This window comes from Microbacterium sp. 1.5R, from assembly GCF_007667425.1.
In the GTDB taxonomy this organism is placed as follows: Bacteria; Actinomycetota; Actinomycetes; order Actinomycetales; family Microbacteriaceae; genus Microbacterium.
On the sequence record NZ_VDRC01000001.1, the window covers coordinates 452663 to 466554 of the forward strand.

Sequence of the window (13892 nt, forward strand, 5' to 3'; positions counted from 1 at the left end):
TCAGCCCGCCAGCCGGTAGCCGACGCCGCGCACGGTCTCGATGAGGCGGCGCTGCCCCGCCTTGCGGCGGATCGCTCCGATGTGCACCTCGAGGGAGTGACCGAAGCCGCGCCAGTCGGTGTTCCAGACCTCGCGGATCAGGCGCTCCTTCGGCACGGCCACACCGGGATACCGCGCCAGTACCGCGACGATGTCGAATTCCTTGCGCGTCAGTTCGACGGGCTCGCGGTCGACGACGATCTGACGCGCAACGAGGTCGATCCGCACCGCACCGCCGTCGAGGGACACGATCCCCTCCGACTCCGAACGCACAGGTCGCGAACGACGCGTGACCGCCTCGATGCGGGCGAGCAGCTCGTGCACGTCATAGGGCTTGACCACGAAGTCGTCGGCTCCCGCGCGCAAACCCTTGATGCGCTCGGTCACCTGATTGCGGGCCGTGACGATGACGATCGGCACGTCGGACCTGCCGCGGATGCGGCGGCAGAGATCGATGCCGTCGACGTCGGGGAGTCCGAGATCGAGGAGGACGACCTCGGTATCGGCTCCGAGGAGTTCGAGGGCCGTGACGCCGTCGGCAGCGCGCACCGTGGCGTAGCCCGACCGCGCGAGGAAGGCGTCGAGCGCGGCGGCGACGCGCTCGTCGTCCTCCACGATCAGAATCCGCATCGACCCCGGTCCCCTTCTCCGCGAAGGCGTTCTCCGCGCACGCGCAAAGAGAAACCCTACCAGCCGACCTCTCCGTCGGAGACGAGCCCCGGCCGCGGTAGCGGCTCAGGCAGACGCGTCGGCGCGCTGTGCGAAGGCACTCTCGTACAGGCAGACGCTGGCTGCGGTCGCGAGGTTGAGCGACTCGGCCCGCCCGAAGATCGGCAGCTTGAGCACCAGGTCGGCGCGCTCGAGCGCCTCGTCCTCGAGGCCCCGCGCCTCGTTGCCGAACAGCCATCCGGTCGGCCGGGAGAGCACGCCTTCGGCCCGCGCCTGCAGCAGGTCGTCGCCCTTGACGTCGGCGGCGAGGATCGTGAGCCCTGCCGCGTGCGCGCGCTCCACGACGTCTGCGAGCTCGGCGCCCACCGACACCGGCAGGTGGAACAGCGAACCGGTCGTGGCCCGCACCACCTTGGGGTTGTAGGGGTCGACCGTGCGACCGGTGAGCACGACGGCATCCGCACCGGCCGCGTCCGCCGCCCGGATGATGGTGCCGAGATTGCCCGGGTCGCGGATCTCCTCGCAGATCGCGACGAGCCGGGGTGACGCTGCGAAGATGTCACGCACGGAGGTCGGCGTCTGCCGCACCACGGCGACCAGGCCCTGGGGCGTCACGGTGTCGGCCATCGCGTTGAGCACGTACTCGGTGACGTACTCGACGGCGATGTCGGCATCCGCGGCCTTCGAGCGGATGTCAGGGTGCTTGTCCCACCCGCTCGGAGTCGCGAACAACTCGACGATCGCCTCCGGGCTGTAGGTGAGCGCCTCGCGTACGGCCTGCGGTCCTTCCAGCAGGAGGAGACCCGTCTCTGTTCGGGCACTGCGCTTGGTCAGCTTCGCGACAGCACGGACTCGGGGGGACCGGGGGTTCTCCAGCACGGTCTCAGTCTAGGGAACAGTGACCCCCGCTTCGGGGAGCTCGGCGGGGAAACGACAGAGGACGCCCTCCCGAAGGAAGGCGTCCTCTGTGGTGACGAACTGCTTACGCAGCCGACTTCGGCGCGTTGACGTCGGAAGGCAGTGCCTTCTTGGCCGTCTCGACGAGCGTCGTGAACGTCGCCGCGTCGTTGACCGCGAGGTCGGCGAGCATGCGGCGGTCGACCGTGACACCCGCGAGGCCGAGGCCCTGGATGAAGCGGTTGTACGTGATGCCGTTCTGGCGTGCAGCGGCGTTGATGCGCTGGATCCAGAGGCGACGGAAGTCGCCCTTGCGCTTGCGACGGTCCCGGTACGAGTAGACCAGGGAGTGGATGACCTGCTCCTTGGCCTTCCGGTACAGGCGCGAACGCTGACCGCGGTAGCCGGATGCGCGCTCGAGGATGACGCGGCGCTTCTTGTGGGCGTTTACCGCCCGCTTGACTCTTGCCATTTTCCTGTGTTCCTATTCGTGCGTCGGGCGCGTCAGCGGCCGAGAAGCTTCTTGGCGACCTTGAAGTCGGCCTTCGCGAGGACCTGGTCCTGGTTCAGACGACGGGTGCGACGGCTCGACTTGTGCTCGAGGTTGTGGCGCATTCCGGCCTGCTGCTTCTTCAGCTTGCCGCTGCCGGTGATCTTGAAGCGCTTCTTAGCACCCGAGTGGGTCTTCTGCTTCGGCATCTTCTCTTCCTTCGTAGGGCGCCTGTGTCAGGCGACGGTGTCAACCCGCGATGCGGGAGTATGTGGGGCGGTCGTCACTCCGCCGCAGCTGCGGCGGGAGCGTCGTCCGACTCGTGCTTGGCGTCGCGCGCGGCCTGCTTCTTCGCGTCGCGGACGGCGTTCTGCTCCTGCTTCGCCTCGGACTTGCTCTTCAGCGGAGCCACGATCATCACCATGTTGCGACCGTCGATGGTCGGGTTCGACTCGACGGTGCCGAGCTCGGCGACGTCTTCGGCGAACTTGCGCAGCAGACGCACGCCCTGCTCGGGGCGCGACTGCTCGCGACCGCGGAACAGGATCATGGCCTTGACCTTGTCGCCGGCCTTGAGGAAGCCCTCGGCGCGCTTGAGCTTCGTCGTGTAGTCGTGCGCCTCGATCTTCAGACGGAAGCGGACCTCTTTGAGGATGGTGTTCGCCTGGTTGCGGCGAGCCTCCTTCTCCTTCTGGGCGGCCTCGTACTTGAACTTGCCGTAGTCCATGATCTTGACCACGGGAGGCTTCGAGTTGGGGGCCACCTCGACGAGGTCGAGGTCGGCTTCCTGCGCAAGGCGCAGCGCCGCCTCGATGCGGACGACGCCGATCTGCTCACCCGCGGGGCCGACGAGGCGGACCTCGGGGACGCGGATGCGCTCATTGGTGCGGGGATCGCTGATGCGGAACTCCTTAGACGATGGGATTCGGCCTCCAGGATGCTGTCTGCATCCCGGGCGAAATCGGAATCGTCCCCACCCACCGGCAGTCAGATGCCGGCTCCGCACCCTGTCTACCGGACCTGTCTGACGACGCGATCCGGCGGAGTGCAAGACCCGGTAGCCTGGAACGGCAAGCGCGGGTGGGAAGTGAATCCTCTTTCGTACCGGAGCATGACGCTCCGGAGCCCGACACAGTCTAACAGAGAGCAAGGCGAAGTGACGAACCAGGTACCGGACGAATCCGCACGCGAGCGCGAGGCGCGCTGGGCACGGCAGGAGGAGGCGGCATCGTCGGCCACGCGCGACATCGCCGACGTCCCCGCAGTCGAGGTCATCACCACGGCCGCCGTGCACCTCATGAGCGCCGCCGCCGTGAAGCTCGGTCTGGCCGACGACCCCCGCGCCGCCGAGCAGCTCGACCTCGACGAGGCCCGCAAGCTCATCAACGCCCTCGCCGGACTCATCACGGCCGGCGCGCCCGAGATCAGCGACATGCACGCGCGGTCGCTGCGCGACGGGCTGCGCTCACTCCAGCTCGCGTTCCGCGAGGCCTCCGCCATCCCCGACCCGATCGGCAAGGGCCCGGGCGAGAAATGGACCGGCCCCGTCAACTGACCGGCCCGGCACAGTCGCCCCGCGGGTCGTGAGCGAGCGGAGCGAGACGAAACGCCTCAGGCCTCCAGCACGACGTCCGGCGCTGTCGACGGGCCGCCGCACTCATCCGTCGAGTGGGTCCACTCGATGCTCTCCCTGGTCTCGGCGAGCAGGACGTCGCCGTCGTACACCCGCACGGTGATCTCGTCCGGCGCATCGAAGCCGAAGAAGAACACCCCGCCGTCGCCCCGGACGGGGATCGAGGCGTCGGTCTCCGGGGTGGGCTCCACTCCAGGCTCGGGTGAGCACCCCGCATCGGAGCACACCTGCACGAACACATCGCGCCCGTGGGCGGCGGCGTCGACCGTCACGCCGTTGTTCCAGCCGACCGCCGAGCACGCTCCTGGTGGGAAGGTGAACGCGCAGCCGGACAGCATGAGGGCGAGCGCCGATCCGGTGAGCGCGACGGCGGCTGCTCTGTGCATGTCGCCACCCTACGAGGGGACCGCCCGCGGCAACCGCCTCCGGGTGCTTTCGTGACCGGACGGATATCAGGCGGAGCGACGGAGCTTGACCGTGAGGGAGTCCGCGAGCACGGCGATGCGGTCATCGGCGGCCCATCGCTGCGCGAGACGGCCGAGCACCGCATCCAGCACCTCGCGCTCCAGCCCGTCGACGAGCTCCAGCACGACGACCAGCTCCGGGCCCCGCAGCCGCGCATCGGGATCACCGGCAGCGACCGACACATCGATCACGGCGAGTTCGTGCGCGACGCTCTCCTGCAGCGCGCCGAAGACCTCGGGCGACAGGAAGCTCGGCTCCCAGGCATGGCCCTGCGCGACCGCCCACACCGCCGGTCGTCGGATCACGAACTCGGTCTCCGCGGTCGGATCGAGCACGATGAGATCGGTGTCCTCGGCGGATGCCGACAGCGCCACGCGCACGGCATCGACGGGTATCGGGCGCGCCGCGGCATCCCACTGCTGCATGGTCTGCACGGACGAGAACACGGGCTGCACGCGACGACCGTCAGGGGCCGCGACCGTGACGATCGACAGCTCCTGCGTCTTGTCGACGGCGAGACCACTGGGAGCGACCCCCTCTTCGCCCTTCTCGGCGATGAGGGGGATCAGCACGCGCGCGGCGCGGAACGCATCGACCACCTCGGTCTGCGAACCCTCACCCGAGCGGAATCGAAGCAGGGCGGAGAGCAGCGCAGGATCAGCGGATCCGTCGTCGCCCGCGTGCGGGTTCTCCTGGAAACCGCGACCCTCCCACGGCACCCCGGCGGAGTCGCCGTGGTGATGCCCGGCGTACCCCGGGTCGTCAGTCCCCTGCGACATCCAGTGCCTCGGCCAGCGTGAACGCGCCGGCGTAGAGGGCCTTTCCGACGATCGCACCCTCGACGCCGAGCGGCACGAGATCGCGGAGGGCGATGATGTCGTCGAGGTTCGAGATGCCGCCCGATGCGACGACGGGCTTCGGCGTGCGCGAGGTGACCTCACGCAGGAGTTCGAGGTTCGGGCCCTTGAGGGTGCCGTCCTTGGTGACGTCGGTGACGACGTAGCGACTGCAGCCGGCGTCCTCGAGGCGCTCGAGCACCTCCCAGAGGTCGCCGCCCTCCTTCGTCCATCCTCGTGCAGCCAGGGTGGTGCCGCGCACGTCGAGTCCGACGGCGATCGCTTCGCCGTAACGGCCGATGACATCGGCCGCCCATTCGGGATTCTCCAGCGCCGCGGTACCGAGGTTGATGCGCGTCGCGCCGCTCTCGAGCGCCGCCTCGAGCGTGGCATCGTCGCGGATGCCGCCGGAGAGCTCGACGTTCACGCCCCGGTACTGCTTGATGACCTTGCGCAGGATGGGCGCATTGCTGCCGCGTCCGAACGCCGCGTCGAGGTCGACGAGGTGGATCCACTTCGCACCCTGCGCGACCCACTCACCGGCCGCGTCGAGCGGGTCGCCGTAGCTGGTCTCGGTGCCGGCCTCGCCCTGCGTCAGCCGGACGGCCTTGCCGCCGGCGACATCGACGGCGGGGAGCAGGGTGAGAGAGGGGGACTGCGCGAAGTCGTTCATGACGTCCTCAGGTGAGATGGGATGCGCCTGATCACCGGCACGAGAAACGACATTAGCCTCCGCACGAGTCCGGTCCAAATGAGGATGACGGTGATCGACGGGCCGCACGCGGTAGCCTCGATATCACGTCCATTCGGTCGATGAGGAGATGGTTCATGGCGCGCGACGGGGAAGCATACGGCGGAGGCCCCCTGCGACGGGGCAACACTCCCCCGCCGCCGGCACCCGAGATCGTCGAGCGCGTTCCGCTCACACCGCAGGACGACGACGACTGGCCGACGATGCCCGCCAGCGCGATCCGTCCGCAGGCGCCGACAGACGACCAGCCAGGCACCGAGCCGTCGACCGCCGCTGCACCGGCCACCCGTGCCGAGGCCGCGGCGGCAGCCGCTGCGGCCACCCCCGTCGCACCTGCCCGCCCGGAGATCCCCGCGTCCCCTCGCGTCGACCCGGCGGCCTCCACCGGCGCTCCCACGCCACCGGACGCCTCGGCGCCGGCCCCGGGCCCTGCCCCAGCCCCGGCGACGCCGGCCGCACCCGGACCGACCCCCTCACCCGCGCCAGGACCGGCCCCCTCACCCGCGTCAGGACCCGCCCCGTCTTCGTCGCCGTCGCCGTCGCCCGCGTCGACCGCCCCCGCGATCGTCTCCGCGGTACCGACGCTGCCGCCCGCACCGACGGCTCCGCCGACCCCGAGTGCCGTGCCGGCCCCGTCGGCCGTGCCGGCGACGTCGCCGGTCCCGACGCGACCGGCGCCGGCCGCGCCCGTGATCCCGCCGGCACCGGTCGGTCCGCCCGCACCGTCGACACCCGGGTCCCCAGCCGCGGGTCCGAAAGCCGCTTACCCGGCCGCGCAGCCCACCGGCGCCACAAGCCATAAGCCGACTGCGGCAGGGCCGACCCCGGCGCCCACCGACTCCGGCCCGGCCTCACCGGGCCTTGATCCGCTCGCCTCTTCCCGCCGGCTGCAGCGCGAGCAGGGCATCGAGCGACGGTCGTTCCTGCAACAGGACCCTCGCGAGGAACCGGCACGGCACGGCGGTCGCGGCGTGCTCAACCGCCTCGGCTTCTCACTCGCCCCGAACGCGCAGGAGCGAGCGGTGCGCGAAGACGAGCACTCCGTGAGCCGACACTGGCCGGGTCCTCGCACCGTCGCCGTCGTGAACGGCAAGGGCGGCGCAGGCAAGACGCCCGCGACGGTGCTGCTGTCGGCGGTCTTCGCCCAGTACGGCGGCGCCGGCGTGCTGGCGTGGGACAACAATCAGACCCGGGGCACTCTCGGCTGGCGCACCGAGACGGGTGCGCACGACAGGACGCTGCTCGAACTGCTTCCGCAGACGCAGAGGCTTCTCGGTGCGCAGGGCCAGTCGGCCGACCTCGCGCACTTCGTGCATCACCAGCCGCAGGAGAAGTACGACGTCCTCCGCTCGAAGCCGATCCGACTCGCGCACGAGAACCGCCTGAGCCCGAGCGACGTCGACGCGATCCACGCCGTCGCCGCGAAGTTCTACCGCCTGATCATCATCGATTCGGGCAACGACGAGTCCGACCCGATGTGGCTGCGCATGATCGAGCTCGCCGACCAGATCGTCGTCGCCACCACCACGCGCGACGACCACGCCGAGGCCGGCGCTCTGCTGCTCGAAGCCCTCGAGGATCGCGACGAGAGGTCGGCACGCCTCGCGCGGGAATCGGTGGTGGTGGTCAGCCAGGCCGACCCGAAGGCGTCGGCCGCCGACGTCGCGGAGGTCGTGGCCGGGTACCAGCCGCTCGCCCGAGACGTGGTGCAGATCCCGTTCGACCGCGAGATGGTCGACGGGCACCTGCGCCTACGCGCTCTCGCCGCACCCACGCAGCGCGCGTGGCTGTCGGCCGCCGCGGCGGTCGCCCGCGGGTTCTGATCAGTCGCGCAGGCTGCCCACCCAGTTGCGGAGCAGCTGGATGCCGGCTTCGCCCGACTTCTCGGGGTGGAACTGCGTCGCAGACAGCGGGCCGTTCTCGACCGCGGCCAGGAACGGAGCTCCGTACGTCGACCAGGTGAGCACCGGCTGCGGGAACGGCGGGATCACGTCGAGCTCCCACGACTGCGCCGCGTAGGAGTGCACGAAGTAGAAGCGCTCCTGTTCGATGCCACGGAAGAGGACGCTGTCGCCGCCCGGCTCGACGGTGTTCCAGCCCATGTGCGGCAACACGGGGGCGTTGAGCTCGGTGACGGCGCCCGGCCATTCGCCGAGTCCATCGGCGTCATGCCCGCGCTCGACGCCGTGTGCGAACAGCACCTGCATGCCGACGCAGATTCCGAGCACCGGCCGCCCGCCAGCGAGCCGCCGATCGATGACCTCGTCTCCCCCGTGCGCGTAGAGCGCGTCGCGGACGGCTTGGAAGGCGCCGACGCCCGGCACGAGGAGGCCATCGGCCTCGAGCGCTTCAGTGCGGTCGCGCGTGAGCACGGCATCCGCCCCCGCCGCGACCAGCGCCTTGACCGCTGAGTGGACGTTGCCGGACTCGTAGTCGAAGACCGCGACGCGGGGCGCGCCGGTCACAGCGCCCCCTTGGTCGACGGGATGCCGTCGACCAGCGGGTCGAGCGCCTTGGCCTGACGGAAGGCACGGGCGAAGGCCTTGTACTCGGCTTCGGCGATGTGGTGCGGGTCACGCCCGCCCAGCACGCGGACGTGCACGGTGAGCCCGGCGTTGAACGTGATGGCCTCGAACGTGTGCCGCACGAGCGACCCCGTGAAGTGACCGCCGATCAGGTGGTGCTCGAAACCGGCGGGCTCGCCCGTGTGCACGAGGTAGGGCCGCCCGGAGATGTCGACGACCGCCTGCGCGAGCGCCTCGTCGAGGGGCACGAGGGCGTCGCCGTAGCGCGAGATGCCGGACTTGTCGCCGAGCGCCTCACGGATGGCCTGGCCGAGCACGATCGAGATGTCTTCGACGGTGTGGTGGGCGTCGATGGCGGTGTCGCCCGATGCGCGCACGGTGAGGTCGGTCAGCGAGTGCTTCGCGAACGCCGTCAGCATGTGATCGAAGAACGGCACCGACGTGTCGATGCTGCTCGCACCGGTGCCGTCGAGGTTCAGTTCGAGCTCGACGGTGGACTCCGACGTGGTGCGAGTACGCGAGGACGTGCGCGGGGTCTGGGCGGTGCTGCTCATGAAGCCGATCCTATCGAGGCCAGGGCGTCGAGGAACGCGGTGGACTCCGCCTCGGTGCCGGCAGTGACCCGCAGGTGTCCGGGTATCCCGACGTCTCGGATGAGCACTCCGCGGTCGTAGAGCTGCTGCCACACGGCCCGGGGATCAGAGACACCCCCGAACAGCACGAAGTTCGACCATGACTCGTGCGGTGTGTAGCCGAGAGCCTCCAGCGTCGCCGAGATGCGGTCGCGCTGGTCGACGATCTCCTCGACCATGCCCAGCATCACCTCGGCGTTGCGAAGGGCCGCGATGGCGGCGGCCTGCGTCAGCGCGCTCAGGTGATACGGCAGCCGGACCAGGCGGAGCGCATCGATGAAAGCGGGGTCGGCCGCGAGATATCCGACGCGGGCTCCCGCGAAGGCGAAGGCCTTGCTCATCGTGCGGGACACCGCAAGGCGCGGACGACCGTCGAGCAACGTGAGAGCGGAAGCCGCGTCGCGGGGGGCGAACTCCTGGTAGGCCTCGTCGACGACCACGACCCCACGACTGGCCTCGTATACGGCGTCGATCACGTCGAGAGAGAGCGGGGTGCCGGTGGGGTTGTTGGGCGCGCAGAGCAGCACGACGTCCGGATCGGCCCGTTCGACCTGGGCCGCCGCGTCGTCGGGGGTGAGCGAATAGTCGGGTTGCCGCGTTCCCGCGACCCAGGTCGCCCCGGTGCCCTGCGCGATGAGCGGGTACATCGAGTACGTGGGAGCGAAGCTGAACGCCGTGCGCCCGGGGCCGCCGAACGCCTGCAGGATGTGCTGCAGCACCTCGTTGGAACCGTTTCCGGCCCAGATCTGCTCGGCTTCCAGACCGTGACCGAGATAGCCGGCGAAACCCTCTCGCAGCGCAGTGAATTCGCGATCGGGGTAGCGGTTGACGTCGCGCAGCGCGACCGCGATGTCGTCGAGGATGTCGCTCGCCACCGCATCCGGCACGGGATGGGTGTTCTCGTTGACGTTCAGCGCGATGGGAAGTGGCGCCTGGGGTGCCCCATACGGGGTCAGGCCTCGGAGATCGTCACGGAGCGGGAGGTCGGCGAGTGATGCGGTCACCCTTCCCATGGTAGGCCGCGTCGCGCGGGGGTAGCTGCCCGGTGACGTCGAAGACGCCGGGCCGCCGGTGCCTTCACTCCGAGTACTGCGCGGGAATCGCGATCTCCTGGCCGATCTGCAGCGCCCCGCCCTGCAGCATGTTCAACCGGGTGATGTCGCCGATGACCTCGCGCGGGTCAGCACCCGGCGCAACGGACTCGGCGATCGACCACAGGGTGTCGCCGGGCATCACTGTGACCGTGACGAACGAGGCGGTCGCGACGGTCTCATTCGACGCGATCGCGGTGCCACCGCTCAGCGCCGCGACGGCGATGCCTCCCGCGAGCGGGACTGCGGCGAGAGCGAGAACGAAGCGGCGACCGCGCGCCGTCAGACGGAGCCGTGTCGCCGGACCTGCCGGAAGGACCGCTGCGCTGCTGAAGGTGATCGTGCTCATCGTGTGCTCCTCTGCTCTACCGCTCTGCATCTGCGTCGGCGGTGAAGTTGGCGTAGCGTTCGCATCCGAGACTCGGCCGGGAGTCAAGAATGCGAAGCTACGTTCCGAAGGTATCTTCGAATTCGAACATCTGTCAAGAGTTCTTCGAAACCCGGGCCGCGAATCTGCCGACACGCTCGAACAGATCTTCCAGATCGGCGCGATTCTCGGATACGGTTTCGATACGGTCACCTCATCACGGACCACCGACATTCGAATTCCGCCCGCGTCGTCGCACACCTGAGGAGCACAATGAGCGAGATCTCCGCCCCCGAATCCGAGGCGCCGCGCACTCGTCGGAGGAAGAGCCTCAGCCCCAAGCAGATGGCGATCCTCGAGGTGATCCAGACCTCGATCAGCCAGTACGGCTACCCGCCGAGCATGCGCGAGATCGGAGACGCGGTGGGACTCAAGTCGCTCTCCAGCGTCACCCATCAGCTCGGTCAGCTCGAGCTGAGCGGCTATCTTCGGCGTGACCCCGGCAAGACCCGCGCCATGGAGGTGTTGATCGACCTGCCGGGCAGCAGCGCCGAGAACCCGGCCGATGTCACCACCCCGGTAGGCGATGCCGCCCTGGTCCCGCTCGTCGGCCGCATCGCCGCCGGCGTGCCGATCACCGCCGACCAGCAGGTCGAGGAGATCTTCCCCCTCCCCCGCCAGCTCGTGGGCAAGGGCGACCTGTTCATGCTCAACGTGTCGGGCGAGTCGATGATCGACGCGGCCATCTGCGACGGCGACTGGGTCGTCGTCCGCTCACAGAACAGCGCCGAGAACGGCGAGATCGTCGCCGCGATGCTCGACGGCGAGGCGACCGTGAAGGTGCTGCGTCGCCGCGACGGCCACACCTGGCTGCTGCCGCGCAACTCGGCCTTCGAGCCCATCCTCGGCGACGAGGCGGTCGTGCTCGGCAAGGTCGTCGCGGTCCTGCGGGCGGTCTGACGGCATCCGCTTCGAGAGCCCCCTCCCGCACGGGAGGGGGCTCTCGTCGTTCACTCGCCCTGGTCCGGGCGTCGACCGCTCGGACGGCCGTCGCCCGCACGACCGCCGCGGCCTAGGCTCGAGGCATGCCCGCACCGCACGGCTCCTGGCCGTCTCCGTTCACCGCTGCCGCCATCGCCGCATCCTCGCCGCGTATCGACGGAGCACAGTTCGTCGGCGCCGACGTCTGGTGGGGCGAGTCGGTGCCCGAAGAGGGCGGCCGCGTCACTGTCAGGAGCTCCTCCGGCGAGCATCTTCTCCCGGCGCCGTGGAGCGCGCGATCGCGCGTGCACGAATACGGAGGCGGCGCCTGGACGGCCGACGGCGACGGCACGCTGTACTTCGTCGACGCGAAGGACCAGCGCGTGCGGAGGAAGCCACGAGGCGGCGAACCGGTCGCGCTCACCGCCCCCGGCCCGGCGCACGGCGGACTCCGCCTGCAACGGGGACGATTGCTCGCCGTGCGGGAGGACCTGACGGTCGAGCCGCACCGACGCGCGATCGTCGAGATACCGACCGACGGCTCGGCGGCCGACGACAGCGGTGCCGTCCGCGTCGTCGTCGAGGGCGAAGGGTTCTTCGCGCACCCCGCCCTGTCGCCGGACGGAGGGGCCGTGGCCTGGGTCGAATGGGACGCATCGCGGATGCCGTGGCAGTCCGCGCGCCTCACGCTCTCGGGCGGCCGGCAGAAGACCGTCGTCGAGACGCGGGCCGCGCTGCAGCCGGAGTGGACGAGCGACGGGGAGCTCGTGTTCGCCGACGACCCCTCGGGTCGCTGGGCGCTCCACCGATTGCGCGTCGATGCCGACGGGCGACCCGGTACGCCGGAACCTCTGACCACGGCCGAGGTCGACGCCGACACCGGGTACGGCCTCTGGGTGCTCGGCAACCGCTGGTTCCAGCCGCTCGCCGACGGGCGCATCGTCGCCGTGCGTACGAACGGTCGCGACGCGGTCGTCGTGCTCGCACCCGACGGCAGCGCCCGTCCGATCGTGTCTCCGGCCGATGGACACGTCAGCGTCGACGACGTCTCGGGGTCGCGCGTCCTCCTGTCCGGCAGCAGCTCGACGTCGGCCCCCGGACTGTGGCTCGTCGACGTGGATTCCGGCGCGACCGAGGTCATCGCGGGCGGCGCGCCCGCCGACCCGGCGTGGATGCCGACGGCATCCGCTCTCGTCGTCGACGGCGCTCACGGACCGGTGCACGCTTTCGCCTACCCGCCAGCCAACCCGGAAGTCGCGACGCCCGACGACGAGCTCCCTCCTTACATCGTCCTCGTGCACGGTGGCCCGACCGCCCATGTCACGGGTGCCACCTCATCCGCCATCGCCTTCTGGACGAGCCGCGGGATAGGTGTGCTCGATGTGAACTACGGCGGGTCGAGCGGATACGGGCGCGCCTACCGCGAGCGTCTCGACAGCGGATGGGGCGTCGTCGACGTCGACGACGTGATCGCTGCAGCGCAGGGCCTCGTCGGCGCCGGGGTCGCGGACCCGGCGCGCATCGCGATCAAGGGCGGCTCCGCCGGTGGATGGACGGTGCTGTCGGCACTGGTGCGCGGTGGTACGTTCGCGGCGGGCATCAGCCGCTACGGCGTCGCAGACCTGCGCATGCTCGTCGAGCACTCGCACGACTTCGAGGCGCATTACATCGAAGGACTCGTCGGGCCGCTGCCCGAGGCGAAGGATCTGTACTTCGAACGCTCCCCGCTCACCCACGCCGACCGCATCGACGTTCCCGTGCTGCTGATGCAGGGCGGGGAGGACCGCGTGGTGCCCCCCGCGCAGTCGGAGGCGATCCGCGATGCGCTGGCCGCGCGCGGGATCGATCACGAGTACGTCCTCTACCCGTCGGAGGGACACGGCTTCCGCGCGGCCGAGACGATCGTCGACGCACTGGACCGGGAACTCGCGTTCCTGGCACGCGTGTTCGGGTTCACGCCCGCCGGGTGATCAGTCGCCCATACGGTTGCGCGTGCGCATGGCACGCTCTGCTTCGCGCGTGTCCTGCCGCTCGCGCAGCGTCTGCCGCTTGTCGTACTCCCGCTTGCCCTTCGCGAGGGCGATCTCGACCTTGGCACGGCCGTCGGAGAAGTACAGCTTCAGCGGGATGAGGGTGTACCCGCCGGCCGAGACGGCGTGCGCGAGCTTCAGGATCTCCTCGCGGTGCAGCAGCAGCTTGCGGATGCGCTTGGCGGAGTGGTTGGTCCAATGACCCTGCGAGTACTCGGGGATGTGCACGGCGTCGAGGAACACCTCGTTGCCCTTCACGAAGGCGTACCCGTCGCTGAGATTGGCGCGCCCCTGACGCAGTGACTTGACCTCGGTGCCGGTCAGCACCATCCCCGCCTCGTACGACTTCTCGATGTTGTAGTCGTGACGTGCGCGACGATTGGTCGCGATGACCTTCTCCCCGCGTTCCCTGGGCATGTCTCTCTCCTGTGCGTGACGCTCTCGATGACGCGATCCGTCACCGAGCAGCCTGTCAGTCTATACCGG

The 13892-nt window shown here is 69.8% G+C and carries 18 protein-coding genes; 5 read left to right on the top strand and 13 right to left on the bottom strand.

What is annotated here, in order from left to right:
- The 5 genes from FSY98_RS02230 to infC all read right to left on the bottom strand — a co-directional run bounded on the left by FSY98_RS02230 (position 1) and on the right by infC (position 3020).
- Positions 1–669, bottom strand: coding sequence for a response regulator transcription factor (locus FSY98_RS02230; protein ID WP_144873556.1), 669 nt, complete (start codon positions 667–669; stop codon positions 1–3).
- A gap of 105 nt (positions 670–774) precedes the next feature.
- Positions 775–1587 carry an RNA methyltransferase gene (locus FSY98_RS02235; RefSeq protein ID WP_144873559.1) on the bottom strand — a complete coding sequence of 271 codons (813 nt, stop codon included), beginning with the start codon at positions 1585–1587 and terminating at the stop codon, positions 775–777.
- Positions 1588–1690: 103 nt separating this feature from the next.
- Entirely contained in the window at positions 1691–2077 is a 387-nt protein-coding gene (gene rplT / locus FSY98_RS02240) for a 50S ribosomal protein L20 (RefSeq protein WP_045252681.1), read from the bottom strand.
- Between the two features lie 32 nt (positions 2078–2109).
- Positions 2110–2304 (bottom strand): 50S ribosomal protein L35, encoded by a 195-nt coding sequence (gene rpmI / locus FSY98_RS02245; protein ID WP_025105280.1) that lies wholly within the window; start codon positions 2302–2304, stop codon positions 2110–2112.
- Positions 2305–2378: 74 nt separating this feature from the next.
- Positions 2379–3020, bottom strand: coding sequence for a translation initiation factor IF-3 (infC, locus tag FSY98_RS02250; RefSeq protein ID WP_313955868.1), 642 nt, complete (start codon positions 3018–3020; stop codon positions 2379–2381).
- Positions 3021–3251: 231 nt separating this feature from the next.
- Between infC and FSY98_RS02255 the strand changes: the two genes are divergently transcribed.
- Entirely contained in the window at positions 3252–3650 is a 399-nt protein-coding gene (locus FSY98_RS02255) for a DUF1844 domain-containing protein (RefSeq protein WP_144873561.1), read from the top strand.
- A gap of 56 nt (positions 3651–3706) precedes the next feature.
- Here the strand turns inward: FSY98_RS02255 and FSY98_RS02260 are convergent, their stop codons facing one another.
- The 3 genes from FSY98_RS02260 to priA all read right to left on the bottom strand — a co-directional run bounded on the left by FSY98_RS02260 (position 3707) and on the right by priA (position 5702).
- Complete coding sequence (locus tag FSY98_RS02260; protein WP_144873564.1) at positions 3707–4114, bottom strand: hypothetical protein; 408 nt, start codon at positions 4112–4114, stop codon at positions 3707–3709.
- Between the two features lie 66 nt (positions 4115–4180).
- Positions 4181–4972, bottom strand: coding sequence for an SseB family protein (locus FSY98_RS02265; protein ID WP_144873567.1), 792 nt, complete (start codon positions 4970–4972; stop codon positions 4181–4183).
- Positions 4956–5702, bottom strand: a complete 747-nt coding sequence (gene priA, locus FSY98_RS02270; protein WP_144873570.1) for a bifunctional 1-(5-phosphoribosyl)-5-((5-phosphoribosylamino)methylideneamino)imidazole-4-carboxamide isomerase/phosphoribosylanthranilate isomerase PriA — start codon at positions 5700–5702, stop codon at positions 4956–4958. Before priA ends, FSY98_RS02265 begins: the two co-directional genes overlap by 17 nt.
- 155 nt (positions 5703–5857) lie before the next feature.
- On the opposite strand from priA, the gene FSY98_RS16985 reads away from it, so the two are divergent.
- A complete protein-coding gene (locus tag FSY98_RS16985; RefSeq protein ID WP_144873572.1) occupies positions 5858–7603 on the top strand; it encodes an AAA family ATPase in 1746 nt (581 codons plus the stop codon).
- Here FSY98_RS16985 and hisH read toward each other — a convergent pair whose 3' ends face one another.
- The 4 genes from hisH to FSY98_RS02295 form a co-directional block, all read right to left on the bottom strand.
- Positions 7604–8245: an imidazole glycerol phosphate synthase subunit HisH gene (gene hisH, locus FSY98_RS02280; RefSeq protein WP_144873575.1), complete on the bottom strand. Its 642-nt coding sequence runs from the start codon at positions 8243–8245 to the stop codon at positions 7604–7606.
- The gene (hisB, locus tag FSY98_RS02285) at positions 8242–8859 is read right to left on the bottom strand and encodes an imidazoleglycerol-phosphate dehydratase HisB (protein ID WP_144873578.1); all 618 of its coding nucleotides are present in this window, start codon (positions 8857–8859) and stop codon (positions 8242–8244) included. The genes hisH and hisB overlap by 4 nt, the downstream gene beginning before the upstream one ends.
- Complete coding sequence (locus tag FSY98_RS02290; protein ID WP_186307522.1) at positions 8856–9950, bottom strand: histidinol-phosphate transaminase; 1095 nt, start codon at positions 9948–9950, stop codon at positions 8856–8858. The genes hisB and FSY98_RS02290 overlap by 4 nt, the downstream gene beginning before the upstream one ends.
- A gap of 64 nt (positions 9951–10014) precedes the next feature.
- Positions 10015–10377, bottom strand: coding sequence for a LysM peptidoglycan-binding domain-containing protein (locus tag FSY98_RS02295; RefSeq protein ID WP_144873584.1), 363 nt, complete (start codon positions 10375–10377; stop codon positions 10015–10017).
- Between FSY98_RS02295 and FSY98_RS02300 the strand changes: the two genes are divergently transcribed.
- The 3 genes from FSY98_RS02300 to FSY98_RS02310 all read left to right on the top strand — a co-directional run bounded on the left by FSY98_RS02300 (position 10364) and on the right by FSY98_RS02310 (position 13346).
- Positions 10364–10660, top strand: a complete 297-nt coding sequence (locus FSY98_RS02300) for a hypothetical protein (protein WP_144873587.1) — start codon at positions 10364–10366, stop codon at positions 10658–10660. The genes FSY98_RS02295 and FSY98_RS02300 overlap by 14 nt on opposite strands.
- Positions 10661–10668: 8 nt before the next feature.
- Positions 10669–11355, top strand: a complete 687-nt coding sequence (lexA, locus tag FSY98_RS02305; RefSeq protein WP_144873590.1) for a transcriptional repressor LexA — start codon at positions 10669–10671, stop codon at positions 11353–11355.
- A 125-nt stretch (positions 11356–11480) separates the two neighbouring features.
- Entirely contained in the window at positions 11481–13346 is a 1866-nt protein-coding gene (locus FSY98_RS02310; protein WP_144873593.1) for a prolyl oligopeptidase family serine peptidase, read from the top strand.
- Here FSY98_RS02310 and smpB read toward each other — a convergent pair whose 3' ends face one another.
- Positions 13347–13823: an SsrA-binding protein SmpB gene (gene smpB, locus FSY98_RS02315; RefSeq protein WP_144873596.1), complete on the bottom strand. Its 477-nt coding sequence runs from the start codon at positions 13821–13823 to the stop codon at positions 13347–13349.
- Positions 13824–13892 lie beyond the last annotated feature (69 nt).

Excerpts from the sequence above, each read along its gene's own strand:
- FSY98_RS02310 (WP_144873593.1), top strand. The coding sequence starts at position 11,481 with ATGCCCGCACCGCACGGCTCCTGGCCGTCTCCGTTCACCGCTGCCGCC.
- hisB (WP_144873578.1), bottom strand. The coding sequence starts at position 8,859 with ATGAGCAGCACCGCCCAGACCCCGCGCACGTCCTCGCGTACTCGCACC.
- FSY98_RS02260 (WP_144873564.1), bottom strand. The coding sequence starts at position 4,114 with ATGCACAGAGCAGCCGCCGTCGCGCTCACCGGATCGGCGCTCGCCCTC.
- FSY98_RS02290 (WP_186307522.1), bottom strand. The coding sequence starts at position 9,950 with ATGGGAAGGGTGACCGCATCACTCGCCGACCTCCCGCTCCGTGACGAT.
- rplT (WP_045252681.1), bottom strand. The coding sequence starts at position 2,077 with ATGGCAAGAGTCAAGCGGGCGGTAAACGCCCACAAGAAGCGCCGCGTC.
- smpB (WP_144873596.1), bottom strand. The coding sequence starts at position 13,823 with ATGCCCAGGGAACGCGGGGAGAAGGTCATCGCGACCAATCGTCGCGCA.
- FSY98_RS02265 (WP_144873567.1), bottom strand. The coding sequence starts at position 4,972 with ATGTCGCAGGGGACTGACGACCCGGGGTACGCCGGGCATCACCACGGC.
- lexA (WP_144873590.1), top strand. The coding sequence starts at position 10,669 with ATGAGCGAGATCTCCGCCCCCGAATCCGAGGCGCCGCGCACTCGTCGG.
- rpmI (WP_025105280.1), bottom strand. The coding sequence starts at position 2,304 with ATGCCGAAGCAGAAGACCCACTCGGGTGCTAAGAAGCGCTTCAAGATC.
- priA (WP_144873570.1), bottom strand. The coding sequence starts at position 5,702 with ATGAACGACTTCGCGCAGTCCCCCTCTCTCACCCTGCTCCCCGCCGTC.
- FSY98_RS02295 (WP_144873584.1), bottom strand. The coding sequence starts at position 10,377 with ATGAGCACGATCACCTTCAGCAGCGCAGCGGTCCTTCCGGCAGGTCCG.
- FSY98_RS02230 (WP_144873556.1), bottom strand. The coding sequence starts at position 669 with ATGCGGATTCTGATCGTGGAGGACGACGAGCGCGTCGCCGCCGCGCTC.
- FSY98_RS16985 (WP_144873572.1), top strand. The coding sequence starts at position 5,858 with ATGGCGCGCGACGGGGAAGCATACGGCGGAGGCCCCCTGCGACGGGGC.